This window comes from Caulobacter zeae (assembly GCF_002858925.1).
GTDB classification, from domain to species: domain Bacteria; phylum Pseudomonadota; class Alphaproteobacteria; order Caulobacterales; family Caulobacteraceae; genus Caulobacter; species Caulobacter zeae.
On the sequence record NZ_PJRS01000049.1, the window covers coordinates 16,899 to 41,858 of the forward strand.

22 protein-coding genes and 1 pseudogene are annotated in these 24,960 nt (G+C 68.7%); 11 read left to right on the top strand and 12 right to left on the bottom strand.

From position 1 onward, the window contains the following. The first annotated feature begins 55 nt into the window (after positions 1 to 55). Positions 56 to 2,113: a penicillin-binding protein 1C gene (gene pbpC, locus SGCZBJ_RS23415; RefSeq protein WP_240621637.1), complete on the top strand. Its 2,058-nt coding sequence runs from the start codon at positions 56 to 58 to the stop codon at positions 2,111 to 2,113. A gap of 162 nt (positions 2,114 to 2,275) precedes the next feature. On the opposite strand, the gene SGCZBJ_RS23420 is transcribed toward pbpC, so the two are convergent. The 4 genes from SGCZBJ_RS23420 to SGCZBJ_RS23435 form a co-directional block, all read right to left on the bottom strand. Further along, entirely contained in the window at positions 2,276 to 2,893 is a 618-nt protein-coding gene (locus tag SGCZBJ_RS23420) for a DedA family protein (RefSeq protein ID WP_101720328.1), read from the bottom strand. A gap of 95 nt (positions 2,894 to 2,988) precedes the next feature. After that, positions 2,989 to 3,630: a carbonic anhydrase gene (locus tag SGCZBJ_RS23425; RefSeq protein ID WP_101720329.1), complete on the bottom strand. Its 642-nt coding sequence runs from the start codon at positions 3,628 to 3,630 to the stop codon at positions 2,989 to 2,991. Next, positions 3,623 to 4,267, bottom strand: a complete 645-nt coding sequence (maiA, locus tag SGCZBJ_RS23430) for a maleylacetoacetate isomerase (RefSeq protein ID WP_101720330.1) — start codon at positions 4,265 to 4,267, stop codon at positions 3,623 to 3,625. Before maiA ends, SGCZBJ_RS23425 begins: the two co-directional genes overlap by 8 nt. A 15-nt stretch (positions 4,268 to 4,282) precedes the next feature. Beyond that, complete coding sequence (locus tag SGCZBJ_RS23435) at positions 4,283 to 4,963, bottom strand: fumarylacetoacetate hydrolase family protein (RefSeq protein WP_101720331.1); 681 nt, start codon at positions 4,961 to 4,963, stop codon at positions 4,283 to 4,285. Positions 4,964 to 5,133: 170 nt separating this feature from the next. Between SGCZBJ_RS23435 and SGCZBJ_RS23440 the strand changes: the two genes are divergently transcribed. The 3 genes and pseudogenes from SGCZBJ_RS23440 to SGCZBJ_RS26290 form a co-directional block, all read left to right on the top strand. After that, on the top strand, positions 5,134 to 6,012 hold the full coding sequence (locus SGCZBJ_RS23440) for an ABC transporter ATP-binding protein (protein ID WP_101720332.1): 879 nt from the start codon (positions 5,134 to 5,136) through the stop codon (positions 6,010 to 6,012). Between the two features lie 13 nt (positions 6,013 to 6,025). Then, positions 6,026 to 9,628, top strand: a complete 3,603-nt coding sequence (locus SGCZBJ_RS23445; protein ID WP_101720333.1) for an ABC transporter permease/M1 family aminopeptidase — start codon at positions 6,026 to 6,028, stop codon at positions 9,626 to 9,628. 9 nt (positions 9,629 to 9,637) lie between these two features. After that, a pseudogene (locus tag SGCZBJ_RS26290) lies at positions 9,638 to 9,757 on the top strand (hypothetical protein); the annotation flags it as partial. Between the two features lie 94 nt (positions 9,758 to 9,851). Here the strand turns inward: SGCZBJ_RS26290 and SGCZBJ_RS23450 are convergent. Continuing rightward, the gene (locus SGCZBJ_RS23450; protein WP_101720334.1) at positions 9,852 to 10,445 is read right to left on the bottom strand and encodes a DUF4142 domain-containing protein; all 594 of its coding nucleotides are present in this window, start codon (positions 10,443 to 10,445) and stop codon (positions 9,852 to 9,854) included. A gap of 116 nt (positions 10,446 to 10,561) precedes the next feature. Between SGCZBJ_RS23450 and SGCZBJ_RS23455 the strand changes: the two genes are divergently transcribed. Beyond that, positions 10,562 to 11,758: a CaiB/BaiF CoA transferase family protein gene (locus SGCZBJ_RS23455; RefSeq protein ID WP_101720335.1), complete on the top strand. Its 1,197-nt coding sequence runs from the start codon at positions 10,562 to 10,564 to the stop codon at positions 11,756 to 11,758. Positions 11,759 to 11,899: 141 nt separating this feature from the next. On the opposite strand, the gene SGCZBJ_RS23460 is transcribed toward SGCZBJ_RS23455, so the two are convergent. Further along, on the bottom strand, positions 11,900 to 12,952 hold the full coding sequence (locus SGCZBJ_RS23460) for an aldo/keto reductase (RefSeq protein WP_101720336.1): 1,053 nt from the start codon (positions 12,950 to 12,952) through the stop codon (positions 11,900 to 11,902). 196 nt (positions 12,953 to 13,148) lie between these two features. Between SGCZBJ_RS23460 and SGCZBJ_RS23465 the strand changes: the two genes are divergently transcribed. Then, positions 13,149 to 13,895, top strand: coding sequence for a Bax inhibitor-1/YccA family protein (locus tag SGCZBJ_RS23465; RefSeq protein ID WP_101720337.1), 747 nt, complete (start codon positions 13,149 to 13,151; stop codon positions 13,893 to 13,895). Positions 13,896 to 13,985: 90 nt separating this feature from the next. On the opposite strand, the gene SGCZBJ_RS23470 is transcribed toward SGCZBJ_RS23465, so the two are convergent. From SGCZBJ_RS23470 to acnA, 3 genes are all read right to left on the bottom strand, one after another. Beyond that, positions 13,986 to 14,315 (bottom strand): DUF2794 domain-containing protein, encoded by a 330-nt coding sequence (locus SGCZBJ_RS23470; RefSeq protein ID WP_101720338.1) that lies wholly within the window; start codon positions 14,313 to 14,315, stop codon positions 13,986 to 13,988. A 612-nt stretch (positions 14,316 to 14,927) separates the two neighbouring features. Further along, positions 14,928 to 15,638: a DUF1223 domain-containing protein gene (locus tag SGCZBJ_RS23475; RefSeq protein WP_101720339.1), complete on the bottom strand. Its 711-nt coding sequence runs from the start codon at positions 15,636 to 15,638 to the stop codon at positions 14,928 to 14,930. Positions 15,639 to 15,821: 183 nt separating this feature from the next. Continuing rightward, entirely contained in the window at positions 15,822 to 18,509 is a 2,688-nt protein-coding gene (gene acnA / locus SGCZBJ_RS23480; protein WP_101720340.1) for an aconitate hydratase AcnA, read from the bottom strand. A gap of 181 nt (positions 18,510 to 18,690) precedes the next feature. On the opposite strand from acnA, the gene ccmA reads away from it, so the two are divergent. The 5 genes from ccmA to SGCZBJ_RS23505 all read left to right on the top strand — a co-directional run bounded on the left by ccmA (position 18,691) and on the right by SGCZBJ_RS23505 (position 23,456). Further along, positions 18,691 to 19,308 carry a heme ABC exporter ATP-binding protein CcmA gene (gene ccmA, locus SGCZBJ_RS23485; protein ID WP_101720341.1) on the top strand — a complete coding sequence of 206 codons (618 nt, stop codon included), beginning with the start codon at positions 18,691 to 18,693 and terminating at the stop codon, positions 19,306 to 19,308. After that, a complete protein-coding gene (gene ccmB / locus SGCZBJ_RS23490; RefSeq protein ID WP_101720342.1) occupies positions 19,305 to 19,970 on the top strand; it encodes a heme exporter protein CcmB in 666 nt (221 codons plus the stop codon). Before ccmA ends, ccmB begins: the two co-directional genes overlap by 4 nt. Before the next feature lie 151 nt (positions 19,971 to 20,121). Continuing rightward, positions 20,122 to 21,240, top strand: a complete 1,119-nt coding sequence (locus SGCZBJ_RS23495; RefSeq protein WP_165799421.1) for an HlyD family secretion protein — start codon at positions 20,122 to 20,124, stop codon at positions 21,238 to 21,240. 12 nt (positions 21,241 to 21,252) lie between these two features. Next, on the top strand, positions 21,253 to 22,848 hold the full coding sequence (locus tag SGCZBJ_RS23500) for a DHA2 family efflux MFS transporter permease subunit (RefSeq protein ID WP_101720344.1): 1,596 nt from the start codon (positions 21,253 to 21,255) through the stop codon (positions 22,846 to 22,848). Next, positions 22,848 to 23,456: a TetR/AcrR family transcriptional regulator gene (locus SGCZBJ_RS23505; RefSeq protein ID WP_101720345.1), complete on the top strand. Its 609-nt coding sequence runs from the start codon at positions 22,848 to 22,850 to the stop codon at positions 23,454 to 23,456. Before SGCZBJ_RS23500 ends, SGCZBJ_RS23505 begins: the two co-directional genes overlap by 1 nt. On the opposite strand, the gene SGCZBJ_RS23510 is transcribed toward SGCZBJ_RS23505, so the two are convergent. The 3 genes from SGCZBJ_RS23510 to SGCZBJ_RS23520 form a co-directional block, all read right to left on the bottom strand. After that, entirely contained in the window at positions 23,453 to 23,791 is a 339-nt protein-coding gene (locus SGCZBJ_RS23510) for a type II toxin-antitoxin system RelE/ParE family toxin (protein ID WP_101720346.1), read from the bottom strand. The two genes, SGCZBJ_RS23505 and SGCZBJ_RS23510, sit on opposite strands and share 4 nt — an antisense overlap. Further along, entirely contained in the window at positions 23,788 to 24,021 is a 234-nt protein-coding gene (locus SGCZBJ_RS23515) for a ribbon-helix-helix domain-containing protein (RefSeq protein ID WP_101720347.1), read from the bottom strand. Before SGCZBJ_RS23515 ends, SGCZBJ_RS23510 begins: the two co-directional genes overlap by 4 nt. Before the next feature lie 96 nt (positions 24,022 to 24,117). After that, positions 24,118 to 24,933 (bottom strand): enoyl-ACP reductase FabI, encoded by an 816-nt coding sequence (locus tag SGCZBJ_RS23520; protein ID WP_101720348.1) that lies wholly within the window; start codon positions 24,931 to 24,933, stop codon positions 24,118 to 24,120. Positions 24,934 to 24,960 lie beyond the last annotated feature (27 nt).

Sequence of the window (24,960 nt, forward strand, 5' to 3'; positions counted from 1 at the left end):
AAGCGCCGTGACCACCGCCAACGCCGAAACCACCCCCACCCCTGACCCCTCCCCCATCCAGGGGGAGGGGAAAATCCCGCTCCTCACCCGCCTGCTCGCAGGCTTCCTCGCCGCCCAGGTCGGGGTGTTCGCCCTAAGCGCCGCCTTCCCGCCGGACATGAGCCGCGCGAAGCGCTCCTCGCCGGTGGTGCTGGGCGAGCGCGGGGCGTGGCTGCGCGCCCTGCCCGTCGAGAACGGTCGCTGGCGGGTGCGGGCCGACCTGCAACGCACCGACCCGACCTTCCTCAAGCGTCTGGTGGCGGTGGAGGACGCCCGCTTCCGCTGGCACCTGGGGGTCGACCCCATCGCCGTGGTCCGCGCCGCCGGCTCGGCGATCGTGCATGGCCGGGTCAGCAGCGGCGCCTCGACCCTGTCGATGCAGACAGCCCGCCTGCTGGAGCCTAGGCCACGCAACCTGGGCAGCAAGCTGATCGAGATGGTCCGCGCCGCCCAGCTGGAAAGCCGGCTGAGCAAGGACGAGATCCTCGCCCTCTACCTGACCCTGGCCCCCTACGGCGGCAATCTGGAAGGGGTGCGCGGCGCCAGCCTCTCCTACTTCGGCCACGAGCCGTCCAGCCTGACCGACGGCGAACAGGCCCTGCTGATCGCCCTGCCCCAGGCGCCCGAGGCCCGCCGGCCCGACCGCCGGCCCGAAGCCGCCCGCGAGGCCCGCCGCGCGGTGCTGGACAAGATGGTCCGCGCCGGCGTGCTGACCACCGTGGCCGCCGTCGAGGCCGAGGGCGAACCGATCCCGCGCCGCAGCGCCTTCCCGGCCATGGCCTGGCACCTGGCCGGCCAGCAGGCCGCCGCCGCGCCCGCCAGCCAGCCCAGCGTGCTGACCACCATCGACCCCGACCTGCAGGCGCGGCTGGAGCCCCTGGCCGCGAGCGTCGCCGCCAGCCAGGGCCCCGAAGCCACCGCCGCCATCATCGTCGTCCGCATCAAGGACCGGGCCGTGCGGGCCCTGGTCGGCTCGGCCGGCCGCGACCGTCCCGGCGGCTGGGTCGACATGACCAGCGCCGTGCGATCGCCCGGCTCGGCCCTGAAGCCCTTCGTCTACGCCTTCGCCTTCGACGACGGCATGCTGGCGCCCGACACCCAGATCGACGACGCGCAGACCCGCTTCGCCGACTATCAGCCGGAAAACTTCGACCGCGTGTTCCACGGCAAGGTCACCGCCCGCGAGGCCCTGGCCTATTCGCTGAACGTGCCGGCCGTCGCCACCCTGGAGAAGATCGGTCCCGAGGCCTTCGCCGCCCGACTCGAAGCCGGCGGCGTCAAGCTGCTGCGTCCCAAGGCCGAGGTGAAGGCCGCCGGCCTGGCCCTGGCTCTGGGCGGCGCGGGGATCACGCTGCGCGATCTCGTCACCCTCTATGCCGGACTGGGCGACGGCGGGGTGGTCAAGCCGCTGGCCTATACGGTCGACGAGGCCAAGACCCGCGAACACCAGGCTGGAACCCGTATCGCCCGGCCCGAAGCGGTCAACCAGGTGCTCGACATCCTGCGCGAGGCGCCGGGCCCGCGCGGCCGCGCCCCTTCGGCCCTGACCCGGGGCGGACCGGCCATGGCCTTCAAGACCGGCACCTCCTACGGCTTTCGCGACGCGGTGGCGGCCGGGATCGTCGGCGGCCACGCCATCGTCGTCTGGACCGGCCGGGCCGACGGCGGCGCGCGCGGCGGGCTGACGGGGCGCGACGCGGCCCTGCCCACCCTGTTCGACGTCGCCGATCTCGTGGGCGCGCCGCCCACGGCTCCGCGCCCGATCGCGCCGAAGTCTGCCCCCGGCGCCTTGCAGCAACTGCGGACCGTCGCCGACGAGGGTCCGCGCCTGATCTTCCCGCCCGACGGCGCGACGGTGCAGGTCGAGGGACTGGGCAGGAACTCGCGCGGCCTGGTCCTGGCGGCCGGCGGCGAGAACCTGTCGTGGTACGTGGACGGCAAGCCCCTGGCCGACGATCCGGTGGGCGGCAAGCCGGTCTGGCGGCCGGCGGCGGCGGGCTTCTATCGGCTGCGCGTGGTCGACGACCAAGGCCGGGCGGCCAGCGCCCGGGTGCGCATCAGGGCGCCGGGCTAGGGCGGATCGATATCTGGCGTTTGGGACGAAAACCTCGTCCTTCGACAAGCTCAGGATGAGGTTTTCCAGCGCTCGGGCCCGTAAACTCAGGCCTGTAAATGGTCCTCACCCTGAGCCTGTCGAAGGGCGAGGGCCACGCGTGGCCTCCGAACGCCTCCAGCCTCAAACCTTCGACGCGGCCGGCTTGCGGCGCAGAATCATCACCGTGGCGACCAGCAGCAGGCCGCCGACGACCACGGCGGTCAGCCACACCGGATCGGGCTTCCAGTAGCCCAGGTGGCGCGCGGCCAGATAGCCGGGGGCCAGGACGGTGATCACCCACACCGGCGCGGTGACGGTGTTGGCGGCGTGGAAGGTCCAGTCGCGCATGCGGGTCATGCCCGCGGCCATCGGCACGAACGGCCGCAGCGGGCCGAGATACCGGGCCACGGCCAGGGCCAGCACGCCGTAGCGGCGGGTGTAGAGGCGGGCGCGGGCAACGGTGCGGCGGTGCTTGGCCAGCACCGGATGGCGCACGGCCCAGGCGCCCATGTGGCGGCCCATCAGGTAGGAGATCGCATCGCCCAGGGCCGCCCCGACGCTGCACCAGACGATCACCTCGACCGGATGCAGCGAGCCGGTGGCGATCAGCGCGCCGGCCGTCAGCATCACCGCCATGATCGGGATCAGCACCCCGACCAGCATCAAGGCTTCGAGCAGGGTGACGACCGCCAGGATCGCGCACACCAGCAGACGGTGCTCGACGACGAGGCTGTGCAGGCTCTGGAGAAAGGCGTCCATGCAACCACCGTGGCAGGGGATGGTGACGAACAAGTAAGCACCGAACGCCGATCCGCCAACTGCGACGATCCGGCGCGGCCCTCTTTTCCTGCCTCCTAGATGCCGTCGCCTGCCGTCGGGCCGGCCAGCACGCGGTGATAATCCTCGATGCTCTCGATGCCGACATTGAGGTCGGTGACCAGGCCGTTGGCCAGCGAATAGACCCAACCGTGCACGGCCAGGCTCTGGCCGCGGGCCCAGGCGTCCTGGACGAAGACGTCGGAGGCGACGTTGCGCACCTGGCGGATGACGTTCAGCTCACACAGGCGGTTAAGGCGGTCGCGCTCTTCCGGGATGGCGTCCAGCTCGCAGCGGTGCTCGGCGTGGACCTCGCGGATCGGGTGCAGCCAGTGATCGACCAGGCCCCGGCGCTTGCCGTCGATGGCCGCCGCCACGCCGCCGCAGCCGTAATGGCCCACGACCATGACGTGCTTGACCTTCAGCACGTCGACCGCGAACTGCAGCACGGACAGGTAGTTGGCGTCCTGCGGCGGAGCCAGGTTGGCGACATTGCGGTGCACGAACAGCTCGCCCGGATCCAGGCCGACAATCTCGTTGGCGGGCACGCGGCTGTCGCTGCAACCGATCCACAGGTACTCGGGGCTCTGCTGGTTCTCGAGGCGCTTGAAGAACTCGGCGTCGACCTCGGTCTTGCGCTTGGACCAGTTGGCGTTGTTGGTTTTCAGATCTTCAAGCATCGGCGGCGTCCGGCTGGAGGCTGGGGTGAGCAGCGGCGAAGGCGGGATGGTCGGCGGCGCGGTCGGCGGCCGCCACCAGGGTCGGATAGGGTGAAAGGTCGATGTCGAACCGGCGCGCGCCATAGACCTGCGGCACGATGCAGACATCGGCCAGGGTCGGCGCGTCGCCATAGGCATAGGTCCCGCCGTGGGCGACGACGGCGGCTTCCAGGGCGGTGAAGCCCTCGGCCAGCCAGCGGGCCATCCAGGCCTTTCGGGCGGCCTCGTCCTGGCCTCGAGCGGCCAGCTCGCCGGTGACCCGTACATTGTTCAGCGGATGGATGTCGCAGGCGACGACCTGGGCCATGGCCCGCACCCGGGCGCGGCCCAGCGGGTCGGCCGGCAGCAGGGCCGGTTCGGGATGGGTCTCGTCCAGCCATTCCAGGATGGCCAGGCTCTGGGTCAGGACCACGCCGTCGCCGATGGCGAGCGCCGGCGTGAGGCCCTGCGGGTTCAGGTCGCGATACGCCGCCTGGCGCTGCTCGCCCTTGAGCAGGTTCACCGGCGCCTGGTCATAGGCCAGGCCCTTGAGGGCGAGGCCTATGCGGACGCGATAGGGCGCGGCCGCCCGCCAGTAGCCGAACAGCGTCAGGGTCACGGCGGCGCGCTCCCTCTAGACCAGGGTGAAGGCCAGGGCGCCGACGCCGTCGACCTCGCCGGCGATCTCGTCGCCCTTGACCACCGCGGCGACGCCTTCGGGCGTGCCGGTGAAGATCAGGTCGCCGGCCGCCAGGGTCCACAGCTTGCTGGCCTCGGCGATGATCTCGGGGATGTTCCAGATCATGTCGGAGACGAGGCCCGTCTGGCGCTGCACGCCGTTGACGGTCAGCCAGATGGCGCCGTCGAACGTCGCGTCGGCCGCCGGACGGATGGCCGAGATGGGAGCAGAGAAGTCGAAGGCCTTGCCCGCTTCCCAGGGGTGGCCCTTGGCCTTGGCCGCGCCTTGCAGGTCGCGGCGGGTCAGATCAACGCCCACGGCGTAGCCGAAAACGTGGTCCAGGGCGTCGTCGACGGCGATGTTCGCCCCGCCCGACTTCAGCGCCACGACCAGCTCGATCTCGTGGTGCAGGTCGGCCGTGCGCGGCGGATAGGGCACGTCGTTCATCAGCGGCGCGATCGCGTCGGCCGGCTTGGCGAAGAAGAACGGCGGGTCGCGCTCGTCGCCGCCCATCTCGGCGCGGTGGGCGGCGTAGTTGCGGCCTACGCACAGGATGCGGCGAACCGGAAAGACCGCCTCGGATCCTTCCACCGGAACCGAAGGCTGGACGGGCGGGGGAAAGGCGTAGGTCGTCATGGCCGCCTGCTTAGACCCAAAACCGCGCGACCGGAACCCCGCTGGAAAAGCGCGTCATTGGTCGGGAACCGGGTCGCCTAAACGTTCTTTCACTTGCCCAGCCTCTCGCCGTCTTGTCATGTCGGATTGGGGACTGTTGGCGTTAACAAGACCGGGGGCCGCGAGTACCGATGCTGATCATCGAAAACCTGACGCACGTTTATGGCAACGGCGTGCGCGCCCTGGACGAGGTCAGCCTGACCATACCGCGGGGGATGTACGGCCTGCTCGGCCCCAACGGCGCCGGCAAGTCCACCCTGATGCGGACCATCGCCACCCTCCAGGCCCCCACCTCGGGCCACATCCGCTTCGGCGACATCGACGTCCTGAAGGATCCGGAGGCCCTGCGCCGCGTGCTGGGCTACCTGCCGCAGGACTTCGGCGTCTATCCGCGGGTCAGCGCCTACGACATGCTCGACCACATGGCCGTGCTGAAGGGCATTTCCGGCCGCAAGGAGCGCAAGGACACCGTCGAAAGCCTGCTGGCCCAGGTCAACCTCTGGAACGTTCGGGGCAAGGCCATCGCCGGCTTCTCGGGCGGCATGCGCCAGCGCTTCGGCATCGCCCAGGCCCTGATCGGCGATCCGCGCCTGATCATCGTCGACGAGCCCACCGCCGGCCTCGACCCAGAGGAACGCAACCGCTTCCTCAACCTCCTGGCCGAGATCGGCGAGAACGTGGTGGTGATCCTGTCGACCCACATCGTCGAAGACGTCTCCGACCTCTGCCCAGCCATGGCCATCATCTGCGACGGCCGCATCGTGCGTGAAGGCGCCCCGGCCGACCTGATCGCCCAGCTCGAAGGCCGCATCTGGAAGAAGACCATCGACAAGGCCGAACTGGACGACGCCAAGGCGGCCCACCAGGTGATCTCGACCCGACTGCTCGGCGGCCGCACCATCATCCACGTCCTGGCCGACACCGATCCCGGCGCGGGCTTCGCGCCCGTCACCGGCGGTCTCGAGGACGTCTATTTCTCGACCCTCGCCACTACCCGCTGCGCGGCGTAAGGGGGCAGGCGCCATGTTCGGCAAGATCGCGAGCTTCGAGCTCCGCTACCAGCTGCGTTCCCCGGTGTTCTGGGTGGTCGCCGTCCTGTTCTTCCTGCTGACCTTCGGGTCGGTGACCATCGAGCAGATCTCGATCGGCGGCGGCGGTACGATCCACAAGAACGCCCCGTTCGCCATCGCCCAGACCCACCTGATCCTGTCGATCTTCTACATGTTCGTGACGACGGCCTTCGTGGCCAACGTCATCGTGCGCGACGACGAGACGGGCTACGGCCCGATCCTGCGCACCACCCGCATCCGCAAGTTCGACTATCTGTACGGCCGCTTCGCCGGCGCCTTCCTGGCCGCCGCGATCTCGTTCCTGGCCGTGCCGATCGCCATGCTGATCGGCTCGTTCATGCCGTGGATCGACCCGGAGAAGCTGGGTCCGAACCTGCTGAACGCCTATGTCTACGCCTACTTCGTGCTGGCCCTGCCGACGCTGCTGCTGACCTCGGCGCTGTTCTTCGCCCTGGCCACCGTCACCCGCTCGATGATGTGGACCTATGTCGGCGTCATCGGCTTCCTGGTGCTGTGGGTGGTGGCCGGCATCGCGCTGGACAAGCCCGAGTTCGAGCAGGCCGCGGCCATGTGGGAGCCCATGGGCACCGGCGCGTTCAGCCTGGCGACCAAGTACTGGACCGCCAACGAGCGCAACACCGTCACCCCCGCCCTGACCGGAGCCCTGCTGTTCAACCGGGTGTTCGTGATCGCGCTGGCCGGCGGGCTGCTGGCGGCCGCCTACGGCCTCTTCCGCTTCCAGGCCGCCGAACTGGCCGGCCGCAAGGGCGAGAAGTCCAAGGCCGCCCTGCCGCCGCCGGTCGAGATCCTGCCGCCGGCGCCCAAGCCCCTGGCCCAGCCGCGCCACGACCGCGCCACGGCCTGGATCCAGTTCGTCGCCCGCACCCGCCTGGACATGGGCCAGGTGTTCAAGAGCCCGGCCTTCTTCGTGCTGCTGGCGCTGGGCCTGTTCAACGCCGCCGGCTCGCTGTGGGTCGCCACCGACGCGGACGGCTATGGCGGCCAGATCTATCCGGTGACCCGGGCCCTGCTGGCGCCGCTGCTGGGCTCGTTCAGCCTGATCCCGATGATCATCGCCATCTACTACGCAGGCGAGCTGGTCTGGCGCGAACGCGAGCGCCGCACCCACGAGATCATAGACTCCACCCCGGTCGGCGACTGGGCCTTCACAGCCCCCAAGATCGCCGCCATCGCCCTGGTGCTGCTGTCGACCCTGCTGGTCAGCGTGGTCGCCGGCGTCGTCAGCCAGATCGGCCACGGCTACTTCCGGCTGGAACTCGACAAGTACCTCCTGTGGTATGTGCTGCCCCAGGCCGTCGATTGGGTCCTGCTGGCCGTGCTGGCCGTGTTCCTGCAGGTGCTGAGCCCGCACAAGTTCATCGGCTGGGGCCTGATGGTGGTCTATGTCGTCACCCAGGTGACGTTCCAGAACCTCGGCTTCCAGCACAATCTCTACAACTACGGCGGCTCGCCGGGCATGCCGTTCTCGGACATGAACCGCCTGGGCGCCTTCTGGATCGGGGCCTGGTGGTTCCGCGCCTACTGGAGCGCCTTCGCCGTGCTGCTGGCGGTGCTGTCCTACGCCCTGTGGCGTCGCGGGACCGAGACCCGGCTGCTGCCGCGCCTCAAGCGCCTGCCCCGTCGCCTGCGCGGCGCCAACGGCGCGGTGTTCGGCGTCGTCTTCCTGGCCTTCGCGGGCCTGGGCGGCTTCATCTTCGTCAACACCAACGTCTGGAACGAATACCGCACCAACCTCGACGACGAGCGCTGGACGGCGGACATGGAAAAGGCGCTGCTGCGTTACGAGAACACGCCCCAGCCCAAGATCACCGGCATGAAGCTGGACGTCGATCTCTATCCGGGCGAGCCCCGGGCGGTGACCCGCGGCGCCTATGTCATCCAGAACAAGACCGGCGCGCCGCTGAAGGAAATCCACGTCCGCTTCGACCGCGATCTGGCCGTGCGCGCCCTGTCGATCGAGGGCGCGCGTCCCAAGCAGACCTTCGAGCGCTTCAACTACCGGATCTTCGCCTTCGACACCCCGCTGGCGCCGGGCGAGACACGCCGGATGAGCTTCATCACCGAGCGCAGCCAGAAGGGCTTCAAGAACGGCGACAACGAGCGTCGCGTGGTCGTCAACGGCACGTTCCTCAACAACATGGAGATCGCGCCGATCCTGGGCATGGGTCGCGACGGCCTGCTGCAGGACCGCGCCAAGCGCCGCAAGTACGGCCTGCCGCCCGAACTGCGGATGGCCAAGCTGGGCGACGTGGCCAGCCGCCAGTTCAACGGCCTGCGCAAGGACGCCGACTTCGTCACCTCCGACATCACCGTCACCACCGACGCCGACCAGACGCCGATCGCGCCGGGCAGCAAAGCTTCGGAGCGGGTGTGGAAGTCGGGGAACCTGGAGCGCCGCACTGTGCGCTTCGTGGCCGACGCGCCGATCCTGCCGTTCCTGTCGATCCAGTCGGCCCGCTACGCGGTCTCGCGCGAGACGTACAAGGGCATCGACCTGGCGGTCTATTACGACCCGCAGCACGCCTGGAACATCGACCGTATGCGGGGGTCGATGAAGGCCTCGCTCGATTATTACCAGGAAGAGTTCAGCCCCTATCAGTTCAAGCAGCTGCGCTTCCAGGAGTTCCCCGCCTACGCCGACTTCGCCCAGGCCTTCGCCGGCACCATCCCGTGGTCGGAGAGCATGTTCTTCATCGCCGACTACCGCGATCCCGAGAAGATCGACATGGTCACCTATGTCGGCGCGCACGAGATCGGCCACCAGTGGTGGGCCCATCAGGTGCTGGGCGCCGACCAGCAGGGCTCGACCATGCTGTCGGAGACCTTCGCCCAGTACTCGGCCCTGATGGTCATGAAGCGGATGTACGGCGAGGCCCAGATCCGCAAGTTCCTGAAGTTCGAGCTCAACAGCTACCTGCGCGCGCGCGGCGGCGACGTGCTCGAGGAGCAGCCGCTGGCCCGGGTCGAGAACCAGGGCTACATCCACTACCGCAAGGGCTCGCTGGTCATGTACCGGTTGCAGCACGAGGTGGGTGAGGAGACGGTCAACCGGGTGCTGCGCAAGCTGATCGCCGACCACGGTTTCAAGGGCGCGCCCTACCCGACCACGCTCGACTTCCTGCGGATCCTCCGCGCCGAAGTCCCGGCCGACAAGCAGCCCCTGGTCGCCGACCTGTTCGAGAAGATCACGCTCTATGACCTCAAGACCAAGAGCGCGGCCGTCAAGAAACGGGCCGACGGCCGGTACGACGTCAAGCTCGTGATCGAGGCCAAGAAGATGTACGCCGACGGCCGCGGCAAGGAGACGGACGCGGCCCTCAACGAAGTGCTGGACGTGGGCCTGTTCACCGCCGAGCCCGGCAAGAAGGGCTTCGAGCAGAAGGACGTCGTGGCCATGGAGCGCCGCCCGATCCGCAGCGGGACCCAGACCCTGACCTTCGTCACCAAGGTCGCCCCGCGCTTCGCCGGCGTCGACCCGTACAACTTCGTCATCGACCGCAACGGCGACGACAACGTCGTGAAAGCGGCGGATTGACCTGCTCCTCCCCCGCTTGCGGGGGAGGGGGACCGCGAAGCGGTGGAGGGGGCGAGACTGGACACGGCGCTCCGCCCCTCGCCCCCTCCGTCACGCTGCGTATCCGCAGCGCGCCACCTCCCCCGCTAAAGCGAGGGAGGAGTTAGCAGCCACAAAGAAAAACCCCCGGCCTTTCGACCGGGGGTTTTCCACGTCAGGGCTTCAGAAAGCCCTTCATGCCGTTCTACTTCATGCCGTTCTTCAGGCCCTCGGCCATGTTCAGGTGCTCCTGGATCTTCGGCGCGGTCTCGGCGGCGAAGGTCTTGATGGCGGCGTTGTCGCCGTCCTGGGCGTAGCGCTGGAACAGGTTCAGCGCGGCCTGATGGGCGTCGACCTGGTCGTCGGCGTACTCCTTGTCGAAGTCCTTGGCGTCGGCCTTGTTCAGGTCGTCCAGCTTGCCTTGCAGGTCGTCGGGCAGGGCGGCCGGCAGGGTGAAGGTCGCGCCCGAGGCGGCGATGGCGGCCTTCAGGCCCTGGCTGGTGGCGGTGTGGGCGTCGATCATCGCCTGGGCGAACTTCTTCACGTCGGCGTTGGTCGAGCGCTTCAGCGCGATCTTGGCCGACTCGATCTCGAACGTGTCGCCGGCCGCGGCCTTGGCCGAGAAGTCAGGCGCCTTGGCCTCGTCGGCCGGGGTCGGAACGGTGGCGGCCGGGTTGGCGTCCGGGGTCGCGGCCTGCTCGGCCGGGGTGGCCGCGCCCTTGGTCTCGTCCTTCTGGCCGCAGGCGGCGAGGCTGAGAGCGGCGAAGGCGGCGCCGACGATGAGAATCTTGCGGGTCATGGCTGTCTTTCCCTGCGCGTTGTTCTGGTGGAAGAAGGTCGGCGTCGCGCGTCGCCGTGTGGCAGGAAGAAGGTTCACGGCCGCGTGATGGTTCCGTGATCGGGGAGAGGAACAAAATGACCCAAGGACCGTTGGCGGGCGTCCGCGTCATCGAGATGGGGCAGCTGATCGCCGGTCCGTTCTGCGGCCAGGTGCTGGGCGACTTCGGCGCCGAGGTCATCAAGCTGGAAGACCCCGCGACCGGCGATCCGATGCGCCAGTGGGGGCGCTCCAAGCCCAAGGGCCTGTCGCCCTGGTGGCCGGTGATCGGCCGCAACAAGAAGTCGGTCACCGTCGACCTGCGCACCGACGAGGGCCGCGCCATCGCCCGCGACCTGATCGCCACGGCCGACGTGGTGGTCGAGAACTTCCGTCCCGGCACGCTGGAGAAGTGGGGCCTGGGCTACGACGACCTGGCCAGGACCAATCCCGGCCTGGTCATGGCCCGCGTCTCGGGCTTCGGCCAGACCGGCCCCTACGCCAAGCGGGCCGGCTACGCCCTGGTCGGCGAGGCCATGGGCGGCCTGCGCCACATCACCGGCGAGCCCGACCGCAACCCGGCCCGGGCCGGCATATCGATCGGCGACAGCCTGTCGGGTCTGAACGCCGCGCTCGGCGTGATGATGGCCCTGCACGCCCGCCACGCTACCGGCAAGGGCCAGGTGGTCGACGCGGCGATCTATGAGAGCGTGCTGACGGTGATGGAGAACCTGATCACCGAGTACGACCTGACCGGCTACATCCGCGAGCGCTCGGGCGCGGTGCTGCCCGGCATCGCCCCGTCCAACGTCTATCCGACCAAGAGCGGAGAGCTCGTGCTGATCGGCGCCAACCAGGACACCCTGTTCAAGCGCCTCTGCGACCTGATGGGCCGGCCGGACCTGGCCGACGATCCGCGCTATCGCGACCACGCCGCCCGAGGCGTCAACCAGGGCGAACTCGACGCCCGCATCGCCGCCTGGACCCTGGACCAGGACATCGACGACCTGCTGCCGAAGCTGGAAGCCGCCGGCCTCGCGACGGGGCGCATCTACCGCGCGCCCGAAATGCTGGCCGACCCGCAGTTCCAGGCTCGCGAGTCGATCGTCTCCGTGCCCCACCCGGTGTTTGGCCAGGTGAAGATGCAGAACGCCTTCCCCCGCCTAACCGACACCCCCGGCGGCGTCCGCTGGACCGGCCCGACGCTGGGCGAGCACACGCAAGAGGTGCTGACGCAATTGGCGGGGATGTCGGCGGAGAAAGTGGCCGAGCTGAAGGCGCGAGGGGTGGTTTAGCGCCAGAGATCCTCCCCCTCTGGGGGAGGTGGCCTGAAGGGCCGGAGGGGGGTCGCTTTCAGCTTTCGAAACGCCGGCCGATCTCCCCCCACCGATCGCTACGCGATCGCCTCCCCCACAGGGGGAGGTCCCTGGCTTAGATCACGGACAAGGATTCGGCCGCGCCGCGTGGATGGCGTTGACCGCCTTTTCCAGCTCTTCCGTCCATTCCACATCAAACGCGTCGATGTCGGTCTTCAGCTGCTCCATGCTCGTCGCGCCGATGATCGTGGCCGTGACGAACGGGCGGGCGTCGACGAACTTCAGGGCCAGCTGGGCCGGATCCAGGCCGTTCTGGCGGGCCAGATCCACATAGGCCGTGAACGCCTCGATCGCGCCGGGGCCCTCGTAGCGCTGCATGCGGTTGTAGAGCGCCTTGCGCGAGCCCTCGGGCAGGTTTCCGCCCAGGTACTTGCCGGTCAGCTGGCCCTGGGCCAGCGGCGAATAGGCCAGCAGGCCCACCTGCTCACGCATGGCGATCTCGGCCAGGCCGTATTCGAACACCCGGTTGGCCAGGTGATAGGCGTTCTGGATCGAGGCGATGCGCGGCAGGCCCCGCTTTTCGCTCTCGGCCAGGAACTTCATCACGCCCCACGGAAACTCGTTGGAGACGCCCAGGGCCCGGATCGAGCCCTTCTTCACATGCTTGTCCAGCGCCTCGAGGATGTCGCCGAAACGCTCGTAGTCGTCGTCATAGTCCTTGTAGGTCTGGCCGCCGAACACCCGCACGGCGCGGTCGGGCCAGTGCAGTTGGTAGAGGTCGAGATAGTCGGTCCGCAGGCGCTTGAGCGAGCCTTCCACGGCCTCGTCGATCTGGGCCTTGGTCTGGCGGGTGCTGGCGCCGTCGGCGCGCATCCACGGCAGGCCGCCGAAGGCCGAGCCCCGGCCGGCGACCTTCGAGGCCAGCACGATGTCCTTGCGACGCCCCGTCTTGGCCAGCCAGCTGCCGATGTAGCGCTCGGTGCTGCCTTGGGTCTCGGCCGTGGGCGGGCTGGCGTACATCTCGGCCGTGTCCCAGAAGGTGACCCCCCGGCCCAGGGCGTAGTCCATCTGGGCGTGGGCCTCTTCCTCGCTGTTCTGCGAGCCCCAGGTCATGGTACCCAGGCAGCAGCGCGAGACCTGGATGCCGGTGCGGCCGAGTTCGACGTAGTCCATGAAGTCCCCTGCTTGGCTTTGCCCGCCTATTTAGGACGTCGCGCGCACAAGGCGAACCCAAACCTCGGGCGACCAGACACACTTTGATACATTCGCGCCGGCCTCGTCTTCCCGCTTGAAGCCTTGCGTAGAAGGCCATTCGATCCGATATTTCACACGTGTCCCCTCGGGGACGTTGAAATAAGGGTTTCCTTCGATGAACGACTTCAACCGCGACTATGCGCGCACGATCCCAGCGGATCGCGTCGACATGTCGGTTGACGCCGGGCTGCGCACTTTCATGCTCGGCGTCTACAACAAGGTGGCGCTGGGCCTGCTGCTGTCGGCCGCCCTCGCCTGGACGACCAGCTCGTTCCCGCCCGTGCGCGATCTGCTGTTCCAGGTGAACGGCAACCGCGTGGGCTACACGCTGCTGGGCATGGTCATCGCCTTCGCCCCGCTGGGCATCCTGCTGTTCTCGAGCTTCGTCATGAAGTCGATCAACCCGCGCACCGCGGGCGTGATCTACTGGTCGATCGTGTCGCTGATCGGCGCGTCGCTCGGCACCGTGGTGCTGATGTACACCGGCGGCAGCGTGGCCTCGACCTTCCTGATCACGGCGACCGCCTTCGGTGCGCTCAGCCTGTTCGGCTACACCACCAAGAAGGACCTGACCGGCTTCGGCAGCTTCCTGATCATCGGTCTGGTGGGCCTGATCCTGGCCTCGATCGTGTCGATCTTCTTCCCGTCGGGCCCGCTGGTCTTCGCGATCAACGCCATCGGCGTGCTGATCTTCGCCGGCCTGATCGCCTACGACACGCAGAACCTCAAGATGACCTACTACCAGGTCGGCGGCGACGCGGCCGCCAAGTCGGTGGCCACCAACTACGGCGCGCTGAACCTGTACCTGGACTTCATCAACCTGTTCCGCTTCCTGCTGTTCTTCCTGGGCGACCGCCGCTAAGGCGCCTTCCAGGCACAACGACGAAGCCCCGGCGGATCGCTCCGCCGGGGCTTTTTCGTGGGCGCATGTTCCTGGGCGCCGGCCGGCCCGCTAGTCCACCACCTTGAACTTGCCCTTGTCGAACAGCCGCAGCACCTGGGCCAGGTCGTGGCCGCGCTTGAGCACCATGCCGGCCTGGCCGCGCACCAGCCACTGGCCCTGCTTGCGGGCCAGCTCGGGCCACTTCTCGACGCGATAAAGCGGGGCCTCGGCGGCGTGGCGGAAGATCGAGAAGGCCGCATGGTCGCTCGCGCCGCCCATGCCGTAGTCGCGCCACTCGCCGGCCGCGACCATTCGGCCGTAGAGGCGCAGCAGCTGGTCGATCTCGCGCCGCTCGAAGAACACGACGCCGCCGACGGGAGGGGAGACATCCAGGGCCATCGGACGAATCCTAACCCCAAATCAGGCCTTTAAGCGAGCGTCGCAAATCCGCAACATCATTCGACGAAGCGAAAAGCCAAGCTGGACCAGGCCACGAAATGACCTTGTTTCGGTCGTTCGCCCGCCCGCTTCCCCAGCGAAAAAGTCAGTGTCGGCTGATCGGAGACCCCACGGTCCAGGATCCTGAACAGCCCCCCCAGCCCCCCTTGATCGCGGGCCGGTCGGCCGACAGACCAAATCAAGAGAACCCCTCTCTTAAACTGCAGAGCCCGCGTGGAGCCCCCTCCCACGCGGGCTTTTCGCATCTGGGCCCCACCCCTCTCAGCGCGGCTTGCGGAACTGCAAAGATCGCCACAGAGGCGCCCCACCCGGTCGCGAAACGACCCTGATCGCGCCCTTCGCCGGCCGCTTGGGGGCTCGATAGTCTCATGGTCGGTCGATCGGAACGCCTCGCGGTCCGGGATCCTGAACAGCCCCTCCAGCCCACCGGCTCGCGGGCGGCCCGTTCGACCGGCGCGTATCTTCTATCCCCTCCCCTAAAGACCCCGCTTCGCCGATCATCCCCTAAGGCGAGGCGGGGTTTCTTTTGCGTGGAAGGCGGGTTGGGAAGGCCTAGCGGCTCTTGCCGCCGGGGGGCAGAACGCCCAGCACCCGGCCGCCCTTGGCGCCCTGGACGATGATGGCGGTGGCCAGGTCGTCGTCCTTGGCCAGGGCCGGCAGGCGGTACATCTTCGGACGGCCGGTCCAGGCGCCGATCTTGACGATCTCACGCACCACGTTGCGGTGGACGATGGTCTGGCCGCGGTTGTCGCCGCGCTTGACGGCGATCTCCTGCTTGCGCGGATCAAAGCGCACCAGCCACACCTCGGCCCCGCCGCGCGGCGCGGCGCCCGAGCCGATGGCCACGCGAGCCACCCCGACGAACTCCATGTCCGGGGCCGGCGGCAGGTGGGCGGTCTCGATCAGCTTCTCGACGGTCTCGGCCTTGGCGCCCGAGGCCTGCACCTTGCCGGCCACCACCACCTGGGGCGTGGGCACGTCGCGCAGCGCGAAAGCCTTGGCGTAGGCGCGCTGGCGCTCGACGAAGGCCGGCTTTGCGAAGGTGTCCTTCCAGCCGAGATAGTCCCAGTAGTCGACCGAGTAGGTCAGGGCCAGCACGTCGTCGCGCTCGGCCAGCTCGGCGGCCGCCTGGTTGGCCTTGCCGCAGGACGAACAGCCCTGCGCGGTGAACAGCTCGACCAGCACGGGCGACTTGGCCGCGGCCGGGGCGGCGACGAGGCTCGTCAGGGCGAGGGAAAGAAGAGAGATAAAGGCCGTACGCATGTGCGGCGCACTTAAGCCAAGAAACCACTGCGTCGCCCCTCACGAGGCCGTGAAAAGGCCGCTTCAAGGCCGGGAATCCACACGACAACGATGTCGGGACCCCGACGGACCCTCGGACGAACGAAAACGGCCGGCCCCAAGGGGACCGGCCGTCTCGTATTCAACGTCTGAAGACGTCGCTGCTTAGTCGGCCTTGGCCAGGTTACGCAGCACGTAGTTCAGGACGCCGCCGTTCTTGAAGTATTCGAGTTCGGTCGGCGTATCGATGCGGCAGCGCACCGGGAAGCGGGCGATGCGGCCGTCGGTCGGGCGGTAGAGCTCGACGATCAGCTGCTTGCGCGGGGCCAGATCCGTCAGGCCGCGGATCGAGACCAGCTCTTCGCCGGTCAGCTCCAGCTTCTGCCAGCCGTCCTGGATGAACTGCAGCGGCAGCACGCCCATGCCGACCAGGTTCGAGCGGTGGATGCGCTCGAAGCTCTCGGTGATCACCGCGCGGACGCCCAGCAGCTTGGTGCCCTTGGCGGCCCAGTCACGCGACGAGCCGGTGCCGTATTCCTTGCCGGCGAACACGACGGCCGGACGGCCTTCGGCCTGGTACTTCATGGCCGCGTCGTAGATCGGCATCACTTCGCCCGAGGGGAAGTGCTTGGTCACGCCGCCTTCGATCTCCGGGGTGATCTTGTTGCGGATGCGGATGTTGGCGAAGGTGCCGCGCATCATGACTTCGTGGTTGCCGCGGCGCGCGCCGTAGCCGTTGAAGTCGATCGGCTCGACGCCGTGGTTGACCAGGTACTGGCCAGCCGGGCTCGAGGTCTTGATCGAACCGGCCGGGCTGATGTGGTCGGTGGTGATCGAGTCGCCGAACACGGCCAGGACGCGGGCTTCCACGATGTCGGTGACCGGAGCCGGGGTCATCGACATGTTCGGGAAGTACGGCGGGTTCTGGACGTAGGTCGACTCGCCTTCCCAGGCGTAGGTCTGGCCGCCGGTCACCTTGATGCCCTGCCAGTTCTTGTCGCCCTTGAAGACGTCGCCGTAGCGGCTGGCGAACATCTTCTCGTTGATCGACTTGCGCTGCAGGGCGGCGATGTCCTCGTTCGACGGCCAGATGTCGCGCAGGAAGACGTCGTTGCCCTTCTTGTCCTTGCCGATCGGCTGGGTGTTCAGGTCGATCTTCAGCGAGCCGGCCAGGGCGTAGGCCACCACCAGCGGCGGCGAGGCCAGGTAGTTGGCGCGGACGTCCGGGTTCACGCGGCCTTCAAAGTTACGGTTGCCCGAGAGCACCGAGCAGGCGACCAGGTCGTTCTCGTTGATCGTCTTGCTGATGTTTTCCGGCAGCGGGCCCGAGTTGCCGATGCAGGTGGTGCAGCCGTAGCCAACCAGGTTGAAGCCCAGGGCGTCGAGGTGCTTGGTCAGGCCGGCCTTGGCCAGGTAGTCGGTGACGACCTGCGAGCCGGGGGCCAGCGAGGTCTTCACCCACGGCTTGGCCTTCAGGCCCTTGGCGACCGCGTTCTTGGCCAGCAGGCCGGCGGCGATCAGGACCGAGGGGTTGGAGGTGTTGGTGCACGAGGTGATGGCGGCGATCACCACGTCGCCGTGGCCGACGTCGAAGTCCTCGCCTTCCACCGGGGCGCGGAACTCGGGGCTTTCGGCCTTGCCGAACTCACCGATCAGCGACTCGGCGAACTTGCTCGAGGCGTCCGACAGCAGGACGCGGTCCTGCGGGCGCTTCGGGCCGGCCAGCGACGGCAGGACGGTGCCCAGGTCCAGTTCCAGGGCGTCGGTGAAGGTCGGCTCGGCGACGCCGGGCTCCCACCACAGGCCCTGTTCCTTGGCGTAGGCTTCCACCAGGGCGACGCGCTCGGCGTCGCGGCCGGTGCCCTTCAGGAAGGCGACCGTGGCGGCCGAGATCGGGAAGAAGCCGCAGGTGGCGCCGTATTCCGGAGCCATGTTGGCGATCGTCGCCTGGTCTTCCAGGGTCAGGTTGGCCAGGGCGTCGCCGTAGAATTCGACGAACTTGCCGACCACGCCCTTCTTGCGCAGCATCTGGGTGACGGTGAGCACCAGGTCGGTGGCCGTCGCGCCTTCCGGCATGGCGCCGGTCAGCTTGAAGCCGATGACTTCCGGGATCAGCATCGGGATCGGCTGGCCGAGCATGGCGGCTTCAGCTTCGATGCCGCCGACGCCCCAGCCCAGGACCGACAGGCCGTTGACCATGGTGGTGTGGCTGTCGGTGCCGACGACGGTGTCGGGATAGGCGACTTCCGAACCGTCGACCTGGGCGGTCCAGACGGTCTGGGCCAGGTATTCCAGGTTCACCTGGTGGCAGATGCCGGTGCCGGGGGGCACGACGCGGAAGTTGTTGAAGGCCGACGAGCCCCAGCGCAGGAAGCGGTAGCGCTCGATGTTGCGCTCGTATTCGCGCTTCACGTTGGCGTCGTAGGCCTTGCTGTCACCGAAGTTGTCGACCATCACCGAGTGGTCGATGACCAGGTCGACGGGGTTCAGCGGGTTGATCTTGGCCGGGTCGGCGCCCAGGGCGACCATGGCGTCGCGCATCGCGGCCAGGTCGACGACGGCCGGAACGCCGGTGAAGTCCTGCATCAGCACGCGGGCCGGGCGGAAGCTGATCTCGTGCTCGACCGAGCCCTTGTTTTCCAGCCAGTTGGCGACGGCCTTCAGGTCGGCTTCGTTGACCGAGACGCCGTCTTCGTAACGCAGCAGGTTTTCCAGCAGCACCTTCATCGAGACGGGCAGCGAGCCCGTGCCGGCCAGACCGGCTTCCTCGGCGGCGCGAAGGCTGTAATAGACGTAGGTCTTACCGCCGACGACGAGTTCGCGGCGGGTTTTGAGGCTGTCTACAGACGCCATTTGGAAGGATCCCTTCTCTGTTCACGGCCGCCGGAAAACCACTCCCGGGATCGCGCGATCGAGGCGGACCCACAGCGTCCATCCTCGCGCCGCGTACGCCCCATCCAATGCGGAGGGTGACGGCCGAGCGCTTCTTAGCGCCGGTTACCCACAACGTCCATGCGCGCGGCATGGACTTCCAATGATGAGAGCCGTTCGCATAAAGGGTTTGAGCCTCTCGCGGGGCGAGCGGACCCTGTTTTCGGGGCTCGATCTGGACCTCGAAAACGGTGACGCCGTGGCCCTCACCGGCCGCAACGGGGCCGGCAAGACCAGCCTGCTGCGGGCCGTCGCCGGCCTGCTGCGCCCCCAGGCCGGAACCATCGGTTTCGAAGGCTCCGCAGGGCGGATACTGGAGGCCGAAGCCGCCCGCGCCGACCACCTGCACCTGGCCGGCCATCACGACGGCCTGAAGTCGGCCCGCACCGCCTGGGAGGAGCTCTTGTTCCAGGCCCGCTGGACCGGTGGGACCGAGGCTTCGGCCCGCGCCGCCGTCGAGCGGCTGGAGCTTGGCCGCCTGCTCGACCTGGAAGTCCGCCGCCTGTCGGCCGGCCAGCGCCGCCGCGTCTCCCTGGCCCGGCTGCTGGCCAGCCCCCGCCGCCTGTGGCTGCTGGACGAGCCGATGGCCCCGCTGGACGCCGCCCACCGCGCCGCCTTCGGCGCGATCATGGCGCAGCACCTGGCGGGCGGCGGCATGGTGCTGGCCGCCGTGCACGACCCCCTGCCCGTCCCCGCCCGCCTGGTGGAGGTCGGCGCATGAGGGGGTTCGGCGTCCTCTTCCGGCGCGAATTCGCCCTGGCCTGGGGCCGGGGCGGCGGACCGCTGCTGGCCCTGGCCTTCTACGCCTGCGTCGTCACCCTGCTGCCGCTGGCCGCCGGCCGCGCGCCCGAGCGCCTGGCGGGCCTGGCCCCCGGCATCGCCTGGCTGGCCCTGGCGCTGGCCGCCCTGCTGTCGCTGGAGCGCCTGTTCGAGCGCGACTTCGAGGACGGCGCGCTCGACCTGCTGGCCCTGGGCCCCGCTCCCCTGGAGGCGGTCGCCGCCGCGAAATGCCTGGCCCACTGGCTGGCGGCCGGCGCGCCGCTAGCCTTGGCCGCGCCGGTGGCGGCGGTGGCGCTCGGCGCCTCGCCCACGATCATGCCCCTGCTGTTCGTCTGCGCCCTGGCAGGGGGCCTGGCCTTCTCGTTCCTGGGCGGACTGGGCGCGGCCCTGTCGCTGGGCAGCAAGCGCGGCGGCCTGCTGGTGGCGGTCATCGTCCTGCCGCTCTACGCCCCGCCGGTGATCTTCGGGGCCGGCGCGCTGGACGCCCTGACTGGCGGCCTGCCGTGGACCGGCGGCCTGCTGTTCCTGCTGGCCTACAGCGCCGCCGCCGTCGCGCTCAGCCCCCTGGCCATGGCCGCAGCCTGCCGCAACGCTCTCGACTGAGGCTGGAAAGCCACCCCGCCATGGGGATTTTGCGGCGCCGCACAATGACGCGGCGACGGCGGATTGATTTTTGGACGAAATCGTCCATTTATCCCCCGTCGCGTCCGACAGGCGAACATTGATCCGTCGGACGCCTACCTCCTTTCAGGATTTGGCCATGGCCGAGACGAAGAAGAAGAAGCTGGTTCCGCTGCTGGTGGCCGGCGTCGCCGGCGTGGCCATCCTGGCCGGCGGCGTGCTCTGGTACATCGACAAGCAGCGCTTCGAGAGCACCGACAACGCCTTCGTGCAGGCCGACACCGTCTCGGTCAGCCCGCAGGTCACCGGCTATGTGGCGCAGGTCCTGGTCGCCGACAACCAGCGCGTCGAGGCCGGCCAGGTGCTGGCCAAGATCGACCCTTCGACCTTCCAGGCCAAGCTGGACCAGGCGATCGCCAACGCCGCCGCCCTCGACGCCGCCATCAAGGGCGTCGACGACAAGGCCATCCTCGAACAGGCCCTTATCCAGCAGCGCCAAGCCGGCGTCGCCAGCGCCCAGGCCGACGCCGGCCGGGCCCGCGCCGACCTCGCCCGCTACGACTCCCTGGCCAGGCAGGGCTGGGTCTCGCAGCAGAAGGTCCAGACCGAGGCCGCCGGCGCCAAGCAGTCCGACGCCACCGTCGCCAGCGCCCAGGCCGCCCTCGAGGCCGAGCGCCGCACCGCCTCGGCCCTGGGCTCGGCCCGCGCCCAGACCGTGGCCCAGGCCGCCGCCGCCCACGCCGCCGTCGACCAGGCCCGCATCGACCTGGAACGCACCGTGATCCGCGCCCCCGCCGCCGGCGTGGTCGGCGCCCGCACCGTGCGCCCCGGCCAGCTGGTGCAGCCGGGCGTGGTCCTGATGTCGGTGGTGCCGCTGGGCCAGAGCTTCGTGGTCGCCAACTTCAAGGAAACCCAGGTCGCCCGCCTGCGCGTCGGCCAGCCGGTCGAGATCAAGGCCGACGCCTTCGGCAAGCAGAAGATCGTCGGCAAGGTCGACAGCTTCGCCCCGGCCACCGGCCAGGAGTTCGCCCTGATCCCGGTCGAGAACGCCGTCGGCAATTTCACCAAGATCACCCAGCGCCTGCCGGTCAAGATCGCCGTCGACCGCGCCGGGGCCGGCGCGGCCCTGCGCCCTGGCCTGTCGGTCGAGGTCAAGGTCGACGTCCGCGACCGCTCGGGCCCATCCTTTGCCGAAGCCGGCCAGGGAACCGAGCAGGTCGCCCGCGCGCCGACCGCGACCCAGGCCCGCTAAGGCCGCGCCGTCGTGACCGACGCCGCCCTGCCCGCTTCCGCCAAGCCCGCCCCGGCCAAGACCGCGGGCGAGGTCGACTGGACCAAGCTGTTCCTCGGCTTCGGGGCCATGGTCATCGGCCAGTTCATGGCCATCCTCGACATCCAGATCGTCGCGGCCTCGCTGCCGCAGATCCAGGCCGGCGTCGGGGCCAGCGCCGACCAGGTCAGCTGGATCCAGACCGCCTACCTGATCCCAGAGGTCGTGATGATCCCCCTGTCGGGATATCTGTCGCGCCTGTGGGGCACCCAGCGGCTCTACATGGCCTCGTGCCTGGGCTTCATCCTGATGAGCGTCGCGACGGGCCTGTCCTCGTCGATCGACATGATGATCCTGACGCGGGCGCTGCAGGGCTTCATCGGCGGGGCGATGATCCCGACGGTGTTCGCCGTGGCCTTCACCGCCTTCCCGCCCGAGCGCCGGATCACCGCCAGCGTCATCATGGGCCTGATCGTCACCCTGGCCCCCACCGTCGGCCCGACCCTCGGCGGCCACCTGACCGAGTGGCTCTCCTGGCGCTGGCTGTTCTTCATCAACGTCCCGCCCGGGATCCTGGTGCTGTTCGCGGTCGCCAAGTGGGGCGACTTCGACAAGGGCGACCCTAGCCTCGCCAAGGGCTTCGACTGGTCGGGCCTGGCCTTCATGGCCGTCTTCCTGATGAGCATGCAGTACGTTCTGGAAGAAGGCGCCAAGGAGAACTGGTTCGAGGACGACCTGATCCTGGGCCTGACCGTCGTGACCGTGGTAACCGGCGTCGTCTTCATCTGGCGCCAGCTGACCTACAGGAACCCGATCGTCGAGCTGAAGGCCTTCGCCAACCGCAACTTCAGCATCGGCGTGATGATGACGGCGATCTCGGGCGCCAGCCTGTTCGGCGGCACCTTCCTGCTGCCGCAGTTCCTCAGCCGCGTGCGGGGCTATTCGGCCTCGGAAGTGGGCACCACCATGGTGGTCTCGGGCCTGTCGATGTTCGCCACCGGACCGATCGCCGGCCGCATCGTGCGCAAGGTCGATCCGCGCATTCCGATGTGCATCGGCTTCCTGCTGGCGGGCTGGGGCATGTACATGGCCCACGGCGTGACCAAAAACTGGGGTTTCTGGGAATTCGCGGGGGTCCAGGCTTGTCGCGGCGTCGGGGTCATGATCGCCATGATCGCGACCCAGCAGATCACGATGAGCACCCTGCCCCAGCACATGGTCAAGAACGCCTCCGGCCTCGTGAACCTGTCGCGCAACACCGGCGGCGCCATCGGCCTGGCGTTGCTGGCCACCAGCATCACCCAGCAGACCGCCCTCTATTTCGGCGACATGTCGTCGAAGGTGGCGAACGGCGGCGAGGCGGCGACGATGATGGCGGGCCTGGCCGCGCGCATGCAGCAACTGGGGGTCAGCGACCCCGACGGCGCGGCGCGCAAGGCGATCGGCAACATGATGAACCAGCAGGCCACGGTGCTGGCCTTCGGCGACAGCTTCACCCTGCTGGCCTACGGCTGCTTCGTCGCCGCCGCAGTCAGCCTGCTGGCCGCCCCGCCCAAGGTCATTCCCCCGCCCCCCTCGGACGCCCACTGATGCCCAGGATCGCCGGACAGATCGACGTCGCCAAGACCGAGGCCATCCTCGACGCCGCCGTCGAGGTGATCGGCCAGCGCGGCCTCTCGGCCCCGATGGAGGAGATCGCCCGCCGGGCCGGGGTCTCCAAGCAGACGGTCTACAACCACTACGGCTCCAAGGCCGAGCTGGTGAAGGCGCTGATGGCCCGCCGCGTGGCCCGCATCACAGCTCCGCTGCGCGAGCCGGGCGCCATCGACAATCCACGCGAGGCGCTCGAGGCCTTCGCCCGCTCGATGCTGGAGACGGTGATCACCACCAACGGCTATTCGGTGCTGCGGGTGATCATCCAGGGCGCGGGCGAGATGCCCGACGTCGCCAACGAGGTGTTCGAGGCCGGTCCCCGCCAGACCCGCCGCCAGCTGGCCGCCTTCCTTGAGACAGAAACGAAGCTTGGCCGCCTGGCCGTCGACGAACCCGAGCAGGCCGCCGAGTTCTTCGCCGGCATGGTGCTGGGCCACAGCCAGCTGCGTGCCTTGCTGCGCCTGCCGTCCGACCGCACCCCCGAGCAGTTCAACGCTTTGGCCACGGCCGCGGCGGCGCGGTTCATGCGGGCCTACGCGCCTTAGACGTCCTGCATCCCTCCGTGGATGTCTCGCTGGCCATGGAGCACGCGCCAGACATCCACGTGGTCGTTCCGTTCGAAGTAGAAGATCAGATAGGGGTAGCGCTTCAACTGCCAGGTCCGAAGGCCTGGGCGTTTCAGAATGTAGGCGTAACGCGGCGACCCCGCGGCTGAACGCTCGCCTATGATCCGATAGGCTTCATACAATGCCTCGGCGAAATACAATGCCTCGGCGAAGCCGAGAGCCGCCGTCACACCCGCTTGAGATAAATACCAACTCACCGCCGCTTCGACATCGGCCTCGGCCTCAGTTCGCGGGATGACCGGCTTGAAGCTCACCCTTGCTTCAGGATCCGAGCGCGGAGATCGTCGAAATAGGCGCCGTCGGCCACACGACCCGGAGGCGACATCTCGCCTTTGCGCAGCAGTGCATTGAGCGCCTCGCGATCTTGCTCCTGGCGGATCAGGTCGCGCACGTAATCGGCCTCGCCGTCATAGCCATGCGCGGCGGCCTGCTCCTCGACAAAGGCCTGAAGCGTCTCGGGCAGAGCGATGTTGAGCGTGCTCATGGGTGAAACGCTAACACGACGCCCGGAAAGCGCCCACGAAAAAGCCCGGCGGATCGCTCCGCCGGGCTCGGTTCGTTCCATCGAGGACGAAAGCGATCAGCCTTCGGCTTCGTCGGGCATGCCCATCATGTGGAAGCCGGCGTCGACGTGGACGACTTCGCCCGTGGTCGAGCGGCCCAGGTCCGAGACCAGCCACAGGGCGGCGCCGGCGACGCCTTCCATCGAGGTGTCTTCCTTCATGGCGCTGAAGGCGCGGCCCTGGGCGATCATGCCGCGGCCGCCGGCGATGCCGGCCAGGGCCAGGGTGCGCATGGCGCCGGCCGAGATGGCGTTGCAGCGGATGCCCTTGGGGCCGAGGTCCCGGGCGATGTAGCGGGTCGCCGCTTCCAGGGCGGCCTTGGCCACGCCCATGGTGTTGTAGTTCGGGATGGTCCGCTCCGACCCCAGATAGGTCATGGTGATCAGCGAGCCGCCGTTCGGCATGATCTTGGCCGCGCGCTTGGCGACGTCGACGAAGCTGAAGGCCGAGATGTTCATGGCCGTGAGGAAGCCCTCACGGGTGGTGTTGTCGACGAACGAGCCCTTCAGCTCGTCCTTGTTGGCGAAGGCCACCGAGTGGACCACGAAGTCGAGCGTGCCGAACTTCTCCTCGACGGCGGCGAAGGCCGCGTCCATCGAGGCGTCATCGGTGACGTCGGCCGGGATCAGGGTGTTGACGCCGATGCTCTCGGCCAGCGGGCGCACGCGGCGCTCCAGCGCCTCGCCCTGGTAGGTGAAGGCCATCTCGGCGCCCTGGGCGGCCAGCTGGCTGGCGATGCCCCAGGCGATCGAGTTGTGGTTGGCCACGCCCATGACCAGGCCCTTCTTGCCCGCCATCAGCTCGCCCTTGGGGAATGCGTAGTCGTCGGCCATCGGTCGGCTCCTTGGATCTTGGATCGC